Origin of the sequence: Orenia metallireducens, assembly GCF_003001995.1 — a bacterium.
In the GTDB taxonomy this organism is placed as follows: domain Bacteria; phylum Bacillota; class Halanaerobiia; order Halobacteroidales; family Halobacteroidaceae; genus Orenia; species Orenia metallireducens_B.
Map to the genome: position 1 here is coordinate 24,513 of NZ_PVNB01000018.1, position 17,040 is coordinate 41,552.

The window sequence follows — 17,040 nt, forward strand, 5'->3', positions numbered from 1 at the left end:
AGATAAAGTTACACTTTGGGTGTTAAGTAGATAGGTGGGTAGGAAGTACCTAACTACCTAAATTTCTAACTCCTAGCCATCTAATACTCTACTCATAAAGTTTTAGTTATAAATGAAAAGAAGAGTAGGGTATTTTAATAATTTAGATGACATGTATTATTATTTATTCAAGAAAAGTTGATTTTAGCAACTAAATTGATATAATTATAATAATTAGTTTTATATTTTTATGCAATTTACTATTACTAATTAGAAAATCTATATAAATTAGGAGGAGAGAGTACAAGTGTATAAGATATTAGAAAAAGAAGTCTTGGCACCTAAGATAACTAAATTTAAAGTTTTAGCACCAAATGTAGCAGCTAAAGCTCAGCCAGGACATTTCTTAATTGTTAGAGTAGATGAGCAGGCAGAAAGAATTCCATTAACTATTGCTGACTATGATCGCCAAGAGGGCAGTGTTACAATTATTGTACAAGAGGTTGGTTATAGTAGTGAAGAGATCTGTAAGTTAGAAGCTGGAGATAGCTTCTTAGATTTGGTAGGTCCTTTGGGAGAACATATTGAGACTGAAAATTATAAGAAGGTTGTTTGTGTTGCAGGTGGTTTAGGTGCAGCACCACTATACCCTAAAGCAAAATCTTTAAGTGAAGAGGGGACAGAAGTTATTACTATCCTAGGGGCTAGAACGAAAGAGTTGATAATTTTAGAAGAAGACTTTGCTGAATTGAGTCAGCAATTATATATAAGTACTGATGATGGGTCTAAAGGTCATCAGGGGTTTGTGACTGATGTTTTAAAGGAAGTCTTAGAAGAGAATGATGATATAGATTTAGTAATAACTATTGGTCCAATGATTATGATGAAGTTTGTGTCAGAGTTGACTAAAGAGTATGGAGTCAATACAATGGTGAGCTTAAATTCATTGATGGTTGACGGTACTGGTATGTGTGGAGGGTGTCGTGTGACTGTTGGTGGAGAGACCAAGTTTGCATGTGTTGATGGTCCAGCCTTTGATGGACACTTGGTAGACTTTGATGAACAATTAAGAAGGCAGCAATTTTATAGTGATCATGAAAAATTAGCCCATGGTCATGAGATTGGAGGTGAAGGTTGCCGTGTCAAAGCAAACTAAGAAGACTAAGATGCCAGAACAGAATCCTCAGCAAAGAGTTAATAATTTTGGTGAGGTAGCTTTAGGCTATTCTGCTGAAGATGCAATCAATGAAGCCAAGCGTTGTCTACAATGTAAGAATCCTCTCTGTATGCAAGGCTGTCCAGTAGAGGTTGACATTCCTGACTTTATTGCTCTAGTAGCAGAAGGAAAGTTTGAAGAGGCAGCTAAGAAGATTAAGGAGAAGAATAATTTACCTGCAATCTGTGGACGGGTATGCCCTCAAGAAGAGCAATGTGAACGCAAATGTATAGTAGGAATTAAGAATGAACCAGTAGCTATTGGACGTTTAGAGCGCTTTGTAGCTGATTATGCTAGAGATAAAGAAGAGATAGAGGCGGTTACTAAGCAAGATAAGGGTAAGGTAGCTATAATAGGAGCAGGTCCTGCAGGTCTGACTGGAGCAGCAGACTTAGCTAAGATGGGTTATCAAGTAACTATCTTTGAAGCCTTCCATGAGGTAGGTGGGGTATTGACCTATGGTATTCCAGAGTTTAGATTACCTAAAGCAATTGTTAAAGATGAGGTAGAGAAGATTGAAAAGTTGGGAGTGGAGATCAAACTCAACCATGTTATCGGTAAGATTAAAGGTGTAGATGAGCTCTTTGAAGAGGGGTATGATGCTGTCTTTGTAGGAACTGGAGCAGGGCTTCCTCGTTTCTTAGGTCTTGAAGGGGAGAATTTAAATGGAGTCTATTCAGCCAATGAGTTCTTAACTAGAGTTAATCTGATGAAAGCCTATCGTTTCCCAGAGTACAAGACCCCTGTTTATGTAGGTAAACGGGTGGCAGTAATTGGAGCAGGAAATGTGGCTATGGATGCTGCTAGAACTGCATTAAGGTTAGGAGCTGAAGAGTCAATTATCGTTTATCGTCGGGCTAGAGAGCAGATGCCTGCAAGAGAGGAAGAGATTCATCATGCTGAAGAGGAAGGAATTCAGTTCAAGCTTCTCAATAATCCAACCAGAATCTTAGGTAATGAAGAGGGCTTTGTAACTGGAATGGAATGTATCAAGATGGAATTAGGTAAGCCTGACGATTCAGGTAGAAGAAGACCAGTTCCAATTGAAGGCTCTGAATGGGTGATGGATGTAGATACTGTGATTATGGCTATCGGTCAAAGTCCAAATCCTATTTTATTAAAAGACTCTCCTGAGATTGAAACCACTAAGTGGGGGACAATTGTAGCTGATGAAGATACTGGTGAGACCAGTAAAGCAGGAGTCTTTGCTGGAGGAGATACGGTAACTGGAGCTGCAACAGTAATTGAAGCTATGGGTGCTGGAAAGAGAGCAGCTAGAGCGATTGATGAGTATATTAAGGGCAGTAAGAAGTAATGGGTGACGAGTAACAAAGTAAATAATTTTTTGATTAATAGGGTAGCTTAAGGTGAAAATCTTAGGCTGCCCTATTTTTGTTTAGAGAATGTTTTTATTGGTGATATTCTTATAGCCTAATTATAAGCATAAATAAACACTAAAGTAGTGTTCTTATGGTTTACTCAATCTTAAACTTAGACTTAGACGATGGTCCTTGACAGATAAAAATTGCTGTGGTACTATATGAGTATAAGAACAAATAAACATATAAGAACAAATGTTCACAAGATAGATTCTTAAAATGAATTTAACTAGGAGGTGATAAGTTGTGTCTGAAGGTCTAGTTGCTAGAATAGAGAGTTATGGGGTTTATGATGGACCAGGAATTAGAACAGTAGTCTTTCTTAAAGGATGTCCCTTAAGGTGCCAATGGTGTAGTAGTCCTGAAACTCAACATAGAGGACAGGAGTACTATTATGGTGAGGACTCTTCTAAAGGAGAGTTAGTAGGCAGATATATGAGTGTTGAAGAGGTAGTTGAAGTAGTTAAACAGGATATGACCTTCTATAATCAATCTGGTGGAGGGGTGACCTTATCTGGAGGAGAGGTCTTATCACAAGCTAAATTTAGTGCAGAGATTTTAAAAAGATGCCAAGAAGAGTATATTCATACTGCTATTGAAACCTCTGGCTATGGGAGTTGGGGGAATTTCAAGCAGGTTTTAGAATTTACAGATTTAGTACTATTTGATATTAAGCACTTGGATAGTAATAAACATTTAGAAGTAACAGGTGTTGAGAATACTTGGATAATAGATAATTTAAGAAGAGCTGCCCAACTAAATAAGGAGATGATCATCAGAATTCCTGTCATTCCAGGAGTTAATGATAGTAAAGAAAATATCAGTCAAACTGCCCAGCTGGCACAAGAGTTAGGTATAAAAGAGGTACACCTCCTTGCTTATCATAGCTTAGGTAGGGAGAAGTATGCTAGATTGGATCGAGAATATCTCTTAGAGAATTTAGAAAGTCCTAGTGATGAGAAGATGAATTATCTGAAGAAATTAGTAGAGTCTAAAGGGATAAAGGCTCAAATTGGAGGTTGATTATAAAATAGGAGGGATGAGTGTGAAAGATAAAGTTTATCAAATTCAAAGTCCTAGAGTAGAAAAATTAAGAGAGAGTGTTCTATCTAAAAGACCAGGAGTCTGTATCGAAAGAGCTAGATATATTACAGAAGCTTATCAAGAGAATGAAGCTGCTCCTATCTATTTAAAGAGAGCCAAAGCAGTAGAGAAGATTTTACAGAATATGAGTATTTATATTAAAGATGGAGAGCTAATAGTTGGAAATCAGGCTTCTGATGAGAGAACAGCCCCTATCTTCCCAGAGTATGCTGTAGAGTGGATGGAGGCTGAAATAGAAGCAGAAGGAAACTTTGATAAACGATCAGGCGATAACTTCCACTTACCTAAAGAGCATATTGACGAGTTATTAGAGCTTGTTCAATACTGGAAAGGTAAAACCTTACATGCTAAATGTTATCAGCTATTACCTGACGAGGTTAAGAAGGCTTCTAAGGTAAAGGTGATTCATGGTGAAGGGAATATGACCTCTGGTGATGGGCATATAGTTCCAGATTTTGAGAAGGTCTTGGATAAAGGTCTTGAAGGTATAATTGCAGAGGCTCAAGCAGAACTTGAGAAGCTTGATTTAGGTGAGGTTGATGCTATTAGAAGAAAGGCTTTCTTAGAGGCTATTATTTTGACCAACAAAAGTGTGATGAATTTTGCCAAAAGATATGCTCAACTTGCTAAAGACCAAGTAGAAGAAGTAGCTGACCCTACTATAAAGGAAGAATTAATCAAAATTGCTGAGCTTTGTGAGCGAGTTCCAGCCAAAGCACCCCGTAATTTCTATGAAGCAGTTCAGACAATCTGGTTCATTCATTTAGTTCTTCAGATTGAAAGCAATGGACATTCAGCTTCTCTAGGTAGAGTAGACCAATATCTATATCCATTCTATAAAAATGATATTGAAGAGGGAACTATCACTAAAGAATTTGTCAAAGAGTTACTAGAATGCTTATGGATAAAGCTATTCTCGATTATCAAGCTTAGACCTACTTCCCATGCAGGTTATGGAGCTGGTTATCCTACTTATCAAAATGTAACTATTGGTGGTCAGAATGCCCAAGGAAAAGATGAAACTAATGAATTATCCTATTTGATTTTAGAGAGCGTTGCTGAGATGAAGCTGACTCAGCCTAACCTATCTGTTAGAGTCCATACTAACAGTCCAGAGAGATTCTTGCGAGAGGCTGCAGAGGTTATCAAGGCTGGTTATGGAATGCCGGCACTTCATAATGATGAGATTATCATTCCTTCTTTACTCGATAAGGGAGTAAGTTATGAAGATGCCTATGGATATACGATGGTAGGGTGTGTAGAGGTAGCTGTACCTGGTAAGTGGGGCTATCGCTGTACTGGAATGACCTTCCTTAATATGTTAAAGGCCTTAGAGTTGACCTTAAATGATGGAGTTGATCCAAGAACTGGCTATGAATTATTTAAAGGGCAAGGAAACTTAAATGATTTTAGAAGCTTTGATCAACTTTGGAAGGCTTGGGAGGCTCATATTGCTTATTATACAAAGCTTTCTGTGATTGTTGACCATGTAGCAGATACTCAGCTTGAAGAGTTGGTGCCAGATATCTTATGTTCTTCATTAGTAAATGACTGTATTAAGCGGGGTAAGACTGTCAAAGAGGGTGGAGCAATTTATGATATGGTTAGTGGGCTTCAGGTAGGTCTAGCTAATGTGGCTAACTCTTTTGCAAGTATTAAGAAGTATATCTTTGAAGAGAAGTCCTTAAAGGCTGAGGAATTAATGGAGAGTTTAGCTAATAACTTTGCAGGTGATAGAGGCCAATTCATTAAGAAGATGCTACTTGATGCCCCTAAATACGGTAATGGTGATGATTATGTTGATCAGTTAGCAGTAGCTGCTTATAAGACCTATATGAATCAGATTAAAAACTACAAGAATACAAGGTATGGTCGAGGTCCTATCGGTGGTAACTATTACATGTCTACCTCAGGAATCTCATCTAATGTACCAATGGGAACAGTAACTGGTGCTACTCCTGATGGAAGAGAGGCTGAGAAGCCAACAGCAGAAGGTGCTTCACCTACCCAAGGAACCGATGTTAAAGGACCAACAGGGGTCTTAAACTCTGTAACCAAATTACCTACAATGATGATAACTGGTGGTCAACTCCTTAATCAAAAATTCCCTCCTGAACTAGTAGCAGGTGAGCGTCAATTTGATAGATTTGTCTCCTTTATCAAAGCCTTTATCAACCTAAAAGCTTGGCATGTACAATTTAATATCGTCTCTAGTAAGACCCTTAGAGCAGCTCAGCATAATCCAGAAGAATATCGGGATTTAATAGTCAGAGTAGCGGGATACTGTGCTCAATTTGTAACCTTAGATCAGAAGACCCAAGATGATATTATTGCGAGAACAGAACAGAAATTTTAATAACTTAAACTATATAAATTGAATTAAAGTTCTTCATATCAAAATCAATACCAAAAGAAAATTTAGACACAGATTTACACTGATAAATACAGATTAAAAATTAAATAAATTAAGGTTTTAAATCGGATCTTAATCAGATTTTAGTCTGTGTCAAAAAAGGTTTTGATTTATATCTTTTTTATGAAAATTATTAGTTCAACTTATATAGATATTAAATTTTAAAATAAATTCAGAGAAATTACTAGCCACAGATCTACACAGATTAAAACCAAATAACAATTATATTCTTATTAATTTATTATCTGTGCCCATCTGTGTTAATCCGTAGTAAAAATAGGGTTTTAAAGCTATTTATATAAAAAGGAGGAAATAAAATGCTAATTTTATTAGATACAGCTAATTTAGAGAAGATTAAAAGACTTAATGATTTATATCCACTTGATGGTGTAACGACCAACCCATCAATTATTTCTAAGGAGAATAAAGACTTCTTAGAATTATTAGCAGAGATTAGAAATATCATTGGTGAAGATAAGATGTTACATGCTCAAGTATTAAGTACTAAGGCAGAAGAGATGATAGAGGAGGCTGAATTTTTAGCCAAAAAGTTTGGTGAAAACCTATATATTAAGATTCCAGTTATTCCTGAAGGAATTAAAGCTATTAAAAACTTAAGTAAGCAAGGAGTTAAAATTACTGCAACAGCAGTCTTTACTCCACAACAAGCATTTATGGCAGCCAAAGCAGGAGCCGATTTTGTAGCACCATATGTCAATCGTTTAGATAATATCTCTGCTGATGGTATTAAGGTTGTTGCTGAGATTATTGAATTATTTAAGGTGCATCGACTAGATACTAAGGTGATTGCTGCTAGCTTTAAAAATATTAATCAGATTCACCAATGTTTGTTACAAGGGAGTCAAGCTGTTACAGCCAATCCAGATTTAATTGAAAAGCTAGTCTATCATCCAATGACCAACTTAGGTGTAGAAGGCTTTATTGCAGATTGGGAGAGAGTCTATGGAGAAGGAAAGAAGGTCAATAATCTATAGAATCTTCAACAAAATATAAAAGAGAGTAAATACATGGATATTTACTCTCTTTTTATTATAGATAAACAATTTTAGAATGAAAAAATATAGAGATATTACGACACTTTTGAATTTACAATTAAAAGAACTTAAAGATTTTTAAGACGAAGAAAATTAGTGTTTGAACGAGGCAAATATTCTAAAAGAACAATAGGTTCAAGATAATTTTTGAATTAGAAGTATCATATATCTTAATCCCAATACATCTGGATTGCTGAGGGAGTTTAATTTTTTTCTAGACTTTTTGGTTACTTTTGCGGCAATGGCAAAAGTAACACGGGAAAAAGCTGATAAGCTTTCCCGTAACTTCTTTAATTAATAAAAATTTTGCTCACTTTTTAAAAGTAAAAAGTGTCGCAATATACTCATTAAATTCAACTTTAGACTTGGACATCTATATAAAGAAAGCTAGAATATATTGACTTTTTTTAGCAAATATACTATACTTATCTTAGAACATGATATCGTTTTAGTACATATGTTCAAAGGAATTTAAAAAAAGAGAAAGGGTGATAATATGGCAAAGGTTCTAATTTCTCCAGGAAAGTATGTCCAAGGTAAAGGCGTGCTAAAAGAGGTTGGAGAGCACATTGCTAAATTAGGTGATAAAGTATTGGCTTTATCAGACCCAGTAGTCTTAGATTTATTCCAAGAAGAGATAACAGCAGGACTAGAAGATAAAGATTTCATACTAGAGAGTTTTCATGGTGAGTGTTCTAAAAATGAGATTAATAGATTGAAGAAATTAGTAGCAGAACAAGAGATTGAAGTTGTAATTGGTATTGGAGGAGGTAAGACCTTAGATACAGCTAAAGCTGTGGCTTATTATAGTGAGTTGCCAGTAGTTATTATCCCTACGATAGCTGCAACTGACGCTCCTTGTAGTGCTTTGGCTGTAATCTATAGCGATGAAGGGGTCTTTGAAGAGTATCTATTCTTACCTTCAAATCCTGATGTAGTCTTGGTCGATACAGAGGTGATAGCTAAAGCTCCAGCTAGATTCTTAGTATCAGGAATGGGAGATGCCTTAGCGACCTACTTTGAAGCCAAAGCATCTAGCTTGACTAAAAGCAAAGCTATGTCAGGTGGAAGTCCAACTATGACAGCACTTAATTTAGCTAAGCTATGCTATGACACATTGATTGAATATGGTCTAGTAGCCAAAAAAGCAGCAGAAGCTGGTGTAGTAACAGAGGCTTTAGAGAAGATTGTAGAGGCTAACACCTTATTGAGTGGACTAGGCTTTGAAAGTGGTGGACTAGCAGCAGCCCATGCTATTCATAATGGCTTTACAGTATTAGAGGAGACCCATAATAAGACCCATGGAGAGAAGGTAGCTTATTCTACCATTGTCCAATTGGTCTTAGAGGGTAGAGAGCCTAAATTGCTTGAAGAGGTAATTGGATTCTGTAGATCTGTTGGTTTACCAACTACCTTAGCTGATTTAGGGATAGAAGAGATTGATGAAGCTGAGATTTTAAAGGTTGCTGAGGCAAGTACTGTCAAAGGTGAAACGATTCATAATATGCCTTTTGCTGTAGATGCTCAGATGGTTAAAGATGCTATCTTAGCAGCAGATAGACTAGGAAGATAAGATTATAGTTTAGTAAGAGCGGACATTTTGTTCGCTCTTATGCATTTTATTGATTGATACTTTGGCTGTAAAAATTAAATAGATTAGAGTAGGAAGTAGTAAAATATTCATGTAGACTTTAAAACTAATGGAAAAGGATTTATAATAAGAGTAGATTTCATTAAGGAGTGAATTAATATGCCAACTTATGAACCAAAATTAATGGCTAAAGTAGCTGAACTATACTATAAATATGATATGAGTCAACAGGAGATAGCCGATAGAATTAAGATTTCTAGAGTGAAGGTTTCAAGAGTCTTAACTGCAGCTAGAAAAGAGGGAATTATTGAAGTCAAGATAAATTATCCTAAAGATAATGCTACTAGGTTGGAGAGAAAGTTTGAGGAGAAATTTGCCTTGAAGGAAGCCAAGATTATCGTTAATCAAGATGCTTCAGAGGAAGTTTATTTTAATGAGGTGGCTAAGACTGCTGCTAAGCATTTAAGTGAGAAGGTAAGTGATGGCGATATCTTAGGTGTCTCGTGGGGAAGTACTTTACGGAGGGTAACTGATTATGTAGAACCCACTAATAAAGAGGTTGATATTGTGCAACTGATAGGTAATTTAGGCTCTAATGATGTAAGTGCCAATACTATTATTCATAACCTTGCTAGAGCTTTTGGTGGTGAATATAATATTTTGCCAGCACCTGCCATTGTTGATAATAAGGCAATTAGAGATGCTATTATCTCTGATAGAAAGATAAAAGAGGTCTTTGAGATGATGAATCAAATAACAGTAGCAATGCTTGGAATTGGAGGGTTAAAACCAGTATCGACTTTCATTAAATCAGGTTATTTGCTAGAAGAGGATATGAAATTGCTCAATCAAGCTGGAGCAATAGGTGATGTCTGTGCTCGATTCTTTGATATCAATGGAGAGAGGTGTAATGCTACCTTTGATGATAGAGTAATAGGAGTGGGTTTTAAGCAGCTTAAAGAGATTCCTTATGTAATGGGAGTGGTGTCTGGTGCTCACAAAGCAGAAGCTATCTTAGGTGTGCTAAGAAGTGGGGCAATAGATGTATTGATAACCGATGAGATTACTGCTTTAGCTGTGTTGGAGTTGCTATAAATTCTCAGGCTGAGTTTAAGGTTAAGATTGAGTAAAACTGACTTGAATTTAATCTTATACTCATACTTAACTTCAGATAATTCAGGTAGAGGAATTTTAATAAAGTAAGTGATGAGTATATTATTTTGAAAGGAGGCAAGCTGTGATTAGAAGAAGATTAGTGTTGATAGTCTGTTTATTATCTATATTGATTTTAAGTGGCTGTGAAGAGATTTTAGATGACCAAAAATTTGTTGGAAAGAAGCTGGGAGTAGTTATAGAGATTGAAAATAAAGAAGATTTACATTTTGGAGCACGAAGAAATGATAATTTACATAATGAGATGGATATTAGAGATATTTATCTTGATAAAGAAGAAGTTATTATATTAAATAATGAATTAATCGAATACATAAAGAGTCATACGCCAATGGAAACAGTAAAAGTAAGCAAGGATTTATTAGAAGCTAATAAAGTTGCTAATAAAATTTCAAACTTTGATTATTTATTACATATTAATATATCAGATATAAAGTTTTATTATGAAAGTCAACTAACTGAGCAAATAAGTCATTCAGATACTGATTCCCTCACTGTATCAACTGATTTTGAGGATGAAGAAGGTAATGAGATAGAGTATTCTTATCGGAATAATCTTTTTTATGAATTAATTGATAGTGCAACAGGTGAAGTAATCATATCTGGAGTAAAAAGTGGACATTATAAAAATGAATATCTTTTGACAGACAGCGATTTTGACCTTGAAGGTTTTGAATATGAGCTAGATTATTCTGATTTTAAAGATTTTAGAGTTAAAGATATTAAATATAGTATTATTGATTCTTTGTTAAAAACAGATTTATATAAATAAAGTCAAAGGGTGTCATTTAAGTATATTCAAAATAAATAGGATAAAACTAAGAAGACTACTAAAGTTATATCTATTGGTAGTCTTTTTATAATACAAGTAATGTTAGTTAATGGATATATTGCGACAGCTTAGCTACTAGCTTCTGGCCTCTCCTACGGGTTTGAAAATCATAAACCCTCCGTGATAAATCTGCTATTAGCTAAGAACTTATAAAGCTAGAGGCTAGTAGCCAGTAGCTAGTGGCTATTAAAAAGTGTCGCTTTTTCTTTCTAAAATGACAGTTATTATATCAGTATATTTAGTTGAAAGGAGGTAAATTATGAATTACTTAGCTATGATTTTTAAGTTATTAGGTGGAGGTGTAACAGGATATATTACCAATGATCTTGCAATCAAGATGTTATTTAGGAAGTATGGACCCTTTGGTGGGGTGATTTTGGAGACCAAGGATGAGTTCATTGAGAATATAAGCCAGTTGGTAGAACGGGATATCATCAATTATCAGACCATTGAGCAGGAGCTATCTAAGAAGGAGTTTAAGCAAGCTTTTCAAGCTACAGTCTCTGATCTCTTAGAAAGATATTTATACCAGAATACTGAGAATATACAGTGGTCAAAGATACCTAAATTAGATGAATCATTGGAAAATATCAGCAACTTTTATGATCAGAAGAGGTCAGGCTTCATAACGGAGTTTTTAGATATTTTGGCTGAGAATATCTTAGTAGAGGAGTTACTAAGTGTTGAGCAACTAGAGCAGTTGCTCAACTTAAGCTTTGATCTTTTTACTAATACTCTAGCTGAAAGTAAAGTAGTTGATAATTTGCTTGATGATATCTACAATACTAACTCTACAGAAGAGTTAGTAGAGTTTATTCCAGCAACTATTTTCAAGACCCTTGCCATTAATTTAGAGGATAGTACTAGAGGCTTTCATGTTAGGCTTAAAGATAAATTTGAAGCTAGTATCGATGAGAATATAGAAAAATTATATTCAGAGTTGAGTATCTCTGATATCTTGGCTGAGATAGAGGAGAAGGTTAAAGCTAAGTCTCTGGCTGAAATCTTAGGAGAGAAGCAAGTAGATGATATAAGTAATCAACTTCTCTTAAGGGTAATTGAATTCTTCAAATCAGCAGAAGGTAAGAGGTTAATCTATAATTTTCTAGAAGGAGCTCTAGAATTATTAAAGCAGATTGATCTTCCTATCTTGAGCCTGTTAAGTGAAGATATTAAAGAAAACTTAGAGAAGTTTATGTACAAGCAGTTACCCTATTTGGTGGAAGAAGGTGTAAGGTGGATTAGGGCGAATCAACAGGAGATTGAAGAGTTGATTGAAGAGAGTATTGATGAGGTTTTGGAGAAGGGGTCAGGGGTTAAGAATTGGATTAAAGGTCAGATAAAAGAAAGTTTAGGTAATATCGCTAGAAGGTTTCAGCTGATTGATAAGCTATTATTGTCTTTAGAGGATGATTCTGATATTAAGACTCTAAGCCGAGAATTGAGCCATCAGATCATAAATTATATCAAGGATAATAGTATCAAGGATATTATTGATTATCTAGAGAGTAGGGATTTAATCAGGATACAGAACCTTGTCAAGTTGATTGACAGGAATATCGATAGATATTTAGATGGGATTGATTTGAGTGGCTTTGATAGGTTATTTGAGATTAGCTTAGGTGAGATTATAAATATAAATCTGGCTCAATACTTTGATGATAATATTAAAGACAATTTAATTGAGAAATTTAAAGAAGATTTTCTCTTTACACCTCAATTAACAGAGATATTGCAAAGAGAGTTATTTCAGCAGATAATCAAGGTTGCTCAATTAAAGTTAGCAGAGCTTATTGATGAAGAGAGCTTGGAAGCTAGCTTACCTTTAATTAAAGGTAAAATCATAGGTTATTTACGAGAGAATCATGAGATTATTATAACTAAAGTGAGAGAAGAAGTTGAAGCATTTGTTAAGGGGAAGAGTTTCTCTGAGCTATTTACAGATAAATTGAAGGAGGAGTTAGTTAATAATCTTGGAGACAAATCTAGTAACTATTTAAAAGAATCTCTTTCAGGCTTACAAGAGCAGAGAATAACTGAACTATATGATAGATTAAATCAGCAGGAGGATGTAGTGCAAAGGATAACTGCTTTGATATTGGAGTTAGTAAATAAGAATCTACCTCTTATGCTAGAAGGGAAGGTCAAAGGTGCAGTAGCCGATAATTTGTATAAATTAGAAGATAAGCAGGTACAAGATGTAGTTGAGGGCTTTATGGGCAAAGAGTTGAAGCCGATTACTCAACTAGGGGCATTGTTGGGGATCATAGCAGCATTAATTTTATATTTAATTCAGGGGAGTATCAATCTATCACAGTTAGGCTGGCTTAATTTTATCTTATCTACCTTTACATATGGTTTTGTCGGTTATTTTACCAATGTACTTGCTCTTAGAATGATCTTCCGTCCTTATAGTGAGAAGAAATTATTAGGGCAGAGAGTTCCTTTTACTCCAGGAGTAGTTGCTAAGAATAAACCTAGGTTTGCTGATTCTATGGGTAAATTTGTAGATGAACAGTTATTGAATGGGGAATCAATCAATAAGTTATTTAAAGATAATAGAGTGAAGATAGAAGATGATTTGAAAAGCCTGTTTGCTAAAGATAATTATCTGATTCTTAATAAATTGTTAGTCAAGAACAGGGGCTTGATATCGGAAAAAGTTTTTATATCTTTGTTAAACGTACTCAAATTTAATGGCGATGATTTAGTTAATAAATTATTGAATCAATTAAAAGAGATAGATATATTAGAGGTTGATCTTTCATTATTAGAAGCTAAACTAGCTTCAAAGCTAGAAACAATATTACTAGAGTCAGAAGATATTTTAACAGAAAGACTATTTCAATTTATAAATAACAAGAATTCTCTAAAGGAATTCCTACCAGAGTCTTTAAAAGTGAGAATAATAGAGCTGTTAAAGGAAGTAGTAGATAATGAGCTAACAGAATTAGTAGCTTTAATAGATAATCCTGATAAAATTCAGCAGCTATTGACAGAATACTCACCAAAATTTGATGAATTAATTGAAGAGAAGCTGATGGAGTTAATCCCTTCTTCCCATCAGAAAGCATTGAAGGATTTTATAGTTGAGTATTCTCTTGAAAAGTTTAAGTCAACTGAAATCCGTCAGCAATCAGCCTCTTTAATTGAAAATAATATCTTTAAAAAAATAAATCCTGAGGATAGGATAAAAGATTTATTCAATGGTAAGTTAATGAATCCATTATATGATAATATGGACTTTATAATCAATAATTTCTTCAATAAAGGGATTCGTTATCTACAGTATCAGAAGAGATTTATCAAAGATATGGCTTTAGAGGTAGTTGAAGAGGAGTTTGCTAGAGAACAGATAAGTGGAATCGGTGGTTTAATTACAGGTTATTTTAAAAGAGGGGTATATAATCTAACAGATACAGCAGAGACTATCGAGAGTATTATCGATAATCTAATAGATGAAAAGCTACCTGAGTTTATAAAGCTGAAAGAACAGGAGATAGTCAAGCTAGTAAATAGATTTTTAGATAAAGTGGGAGATAGAAGGCTTAAGGAGATTGGGATTGATTTAGATAGTGCTGCCTTAATGAGTTTGGTGGACAAGCTCTTAGCTAATGAAAATTTGGTCAATAGCTTATCGGTTTTAGTAGCTAGAGTAGTTGACTCAATTTTAGAATTAAAGTTAAAATCAGTCTCAAGGATAATGGCTATCGATGATATTTCGGATATGCTAGAGTTTTTTACAGATGAGATTGATGTATTTAGCAACTCTTTGAGTAGTAATCTTAGGAATAAAGAAGGGGTAATTAAAGAAAATTTATTAGTTTTGTTCAGTGAGATATTGGATAGACTGATTTTATCATTACCACTTAATCAGCTTGCTGTTAATATCAGTAGAGGTGAGTTGAAGAAAGTAGTCAATAAAATTATTGAGACTATCCATAGTACTCCTACTTTTGAAGAAAATTTGAGTATCTTTATGAAGGATATAATTGCTAAATTAGCAGAGAAGAATATCGATAAAATTCTAAATTTTGATTATTTAGCTGCTGATATTAAGAAGCTTCTAGCTAGAATGATAGATGATGGAGAACTAAGATATCAACTATTAATCTTTATCAAGAAAGTTATAGAGGAGATATTAGCAGAGTTAAATAGCATGCTTGAATCAGATACTAAGGGATTCTGCTTTGAGATTATCTTAGCTAGTAGCTTAGATTCATTAGAGAGCCATTTTTTAGAGTTGCTAACTGCTTTAAATATCAAAGAGGTAACGGAATTAGAAGTCAATCAGATGAGCTCTCAGGATATCGAGGATCTCTTCAACTCCTTTGCAGGAAGATACTTTAGAAGATTAGAGGCTTATGGGTGGATGGGAAGTGTAGTTGGGGTATTTACAGAACTGCTTTCTATTATATTGTAAAAATTTACATTAAATTATTCATCTTATTATTATAAATCTCAATAAAGAAAAATCTCATTTAACCTTTTACTATGGTTATAATCTATGTTATAATTATCTCCGTGTCTATAAGCCTTGGGATGTGTTTCTTAATAAGCAGTGTAGTAAATTTTAGATAGTTAAAATTATAAGGTTATATATAAGGCGGTTTTTGTTTTAAGCTAACATCTTTATAAGAGACTATATAAAAGAAGTTTATATAAGAAGTTTATATAAGTTTATAAGAATATAAGGAGGAGATGTTTTTTATGGTAAAAAGGATGAAAGAGAGCTTTAACCGACAGATAGTTAAAGATGATGTTCTATCTGGATTGACAGTAGCTTTAGCGTTGATTCCAGAATCAGTGGCGTTTGCTTTTGTAGCAGGGGTGAGCCCAATTATCAGTCTGCAAACCGCTGTTATTATTGGTCTAATAGCAGCTACTTTTACAGGAAGACCTGGAATGATTAGTTCGTCTACAGCTGCACTTTCAGTTGTATTTGCTTCATTAATCTCTCAGCATGGCTTGGAGTATCTCTTTGCTACAGTAGTTCTAATGGGGATTATTCAGGTATTAATAGGGGTATTTAAGTTGGGTAAATATGCCAGAATGATACCTTATCCAGTAATGCTTGGTTTTCTTAATGGGTTATCGATAGTGATGTTTTTGGCTCAGTGGGAGCAGTTTAAAGTAAAAAAGACAATAATGGTAGATGGTGTTGAAATGATACATAAGGTTTGGTTACCTGCATCAGATATGACAATAATGTTTTTATTTGTAGTCTTTACTATGGCAATTATTCATTTTGTTCCTAAATTGACTAAAGCAGTTCCAGCAAGTTTAGTGGCTATTGTAATAATGACAGTTATTGCAGTTCTTTTGGATAAAAATGGCTATCATCTAAGAAATGTACAAGACTTTGCTGGAATGGAGTTAAAAGGTGGCTTACCTAAGTTTCATATACCCCAAGTTAAAATAAATTTGGATATGTTAAAAATTATCTTTCCCTATGCGATAATTGGGGGACTTGCAGGATTGACAGAGGCAGTACTTACCCTTAGAGTAATTGATGAGATGACTGATACTAGAGGGCATACTAATAAAGAATGTATTGCACAGGGTCTAGCTAATACTGTTAATGGATTTTTTGGTGGAATGGGCGGAGATGCTATGATAGGTCAGTCTATTATTAACATTAAATCTGGTGGTAGAACAAGATTGTCAGGATTGGTAGCAGCATCAGGGCTAATGATGTTCATCATGTTTGGCTCAGGTTTTGTAAATGTTATTCCACTGGCAAGTTTAGTAGGGGTTATGTTTATGGTTGTAGTAGGAACCTTTAAGTGGGAAAGCTTAAAGTATGGTAAGAAGATACCTAAAGAAGATATTGTAGTGGTAGTAGCAGTTACTTTAATTACAGTATTGGTAGATTTAGCTACAGCTGTAATTATAGGGGTAATCCTATCAGCATTGATCTTTGCTTGGCAGAAAGGAAAAGCAATTCAGGTAAATAAAAGAAATAGTCACTGTGGTTCTAAAGTTTATGAGGTAGATGGACCATTATTCTTTGGCTCTGTATTAGAGTTTAGAGATTTATTCGATATTAAGGGTGATCCTGAGAATATTATCATCGACTTTAAAAACTCTAAAGTAATGGATCACTCAGCTATCGAAGCTATTAACTCTATAACAGAAAAATACTTCAATGCAGGTAAGAAAATTATTTTGCGGCATCTTAGTAAAGACTGTCAAATGCTTTTAAAGAATGCCGAGAGTATTATCCAAGTTAATATAGAGGATCCTAATTATCATGTGGCTGATGATCTATTATAAGATTAATAAAGAATGATATGAT

Annotated in this window: 10 protein-coding genes; all 10 read left to right on the forward strand. The window is 34.5% G+C overall.

Translation table 11 applies throughout. The annotated features are described in order from the left end of the window. The first annotated feature begins 286 nt into the window (after positions 1-286). Complete coding sequence (locus tag BX659_RS12250) at positions 287-1,135, forward strand: sulfide/dihydroorotate dehydrogenase-like FAD/NAD-binding protein (protein WP_106231868.1); 849 nt, start codon at positions 287-289, stop codon at positions 1,133-1,135. Further along, positions 1,089-2,510 (forward strand): NADPH-dependent glutamate synthase, encoded by a 1,422-nt coding sequence (gltA, locus tag BX659_RS12255; RefSeq protein WP_374956482.1) that lies wholly within the window; start codon positions 1,089-1,091, stop codon positions 2,508-2,510. The genes BX659_RS12250 and gltA overlap by 47 nt, the downstream gene beginning before the upstream one ends. A gap of 310 nt (positions 2,511-2,820) precedes the next feature. Continuing rightward, entirely contained in the window at positions 2,821-3,597 is a 777-nt protein-coding gene (locus BX659_RS12260; RefSeq protein WP_106231871.1) for a glycyl-radical enzyme activating protein, read from the forward strand. Positions 3,598-3,613: 16 nt separating this feature from the next. Next, a complete protein-coding gene (locus BX659_RS12265; protein ID WP_106231873.1) occupies positions 3,614-6,034 on the forward strand; it encodes a glycyl radical protein in 2,421 nt (806 codons plus the stop codon). A 374-nt stretch (positions 6,035-6,408) separates the two neighbouring features. Further along, a complete protein-coding gene (gene fsa / locus BX659_RS12270; RefSeq protein WP_106231874.1) occupies positions 6,409-7,086 on the forward strand; it encodes a fructose-6-phosphate aldolase in 678 nt (225 codons plus the stop codon). Between the two features lie 556 nt (positions 7,087-7,642). After that, positions 7,643-8,719, forward strand: coding sequence for a glycerol dehydrogenase (locus BX659_RS12275; protein WP_106231876.1), 1,077 nt, complete (start codon positions 7,643-7,645; stop codon positions 8,717-8,719). A gap of 177 nt (positions 8,720-8,896) precedes the next feature. Next, positions 8,897-9,832, forward strand: a complete 936-nt coding sequence (locus BX659_RS12280; RefSeq protein WP_106231878.1) for a sugar-binding transcriptional regulator — start codon at positions 8,897-8,899, stop codon at positions 9,830-9,832. A gap of 142 nt (positions 9,833-9,974) precedes the next feature. Then, positions 9,975-10,682: a hypothetical protein gene (locus BX659_RS12285; protein ID WP_106231879.1), complete on the forward strand. Its 708-nt coding sequence runs from the start codon at positions 9,975-9,977 to the stop codon at positions 10,680-10,682. A 319-nt stretch (positions 10,683-11,001) separates the two neighbouring features. After that, a complete protein-coding gene (locus BX659_RS12290; protein WP_106231881.1) occupies positions 11,002-15,165 on the forward strand; it encodes a DUF445 family protein in 4,164 nt (1,387 codons plus the stop codon). A 287-nt stretch (positions 15,166-15,452) separates the two neighbouring features. Then, positions 15,453-17,018 carry a SulP family inorganic anion transporter gene (locus tag BX659_RS12295; protein WP_106231882.1) on the forward strand — a complete coding sequence of 522 codons (1,566 nt, stop codon included), beginning with the start codon at positions 15,453-15,455 and terminating at the stop codon, positions 17,016-17,018. Positions 17,019-17,040: the final 22 nt, after the last annotated feature.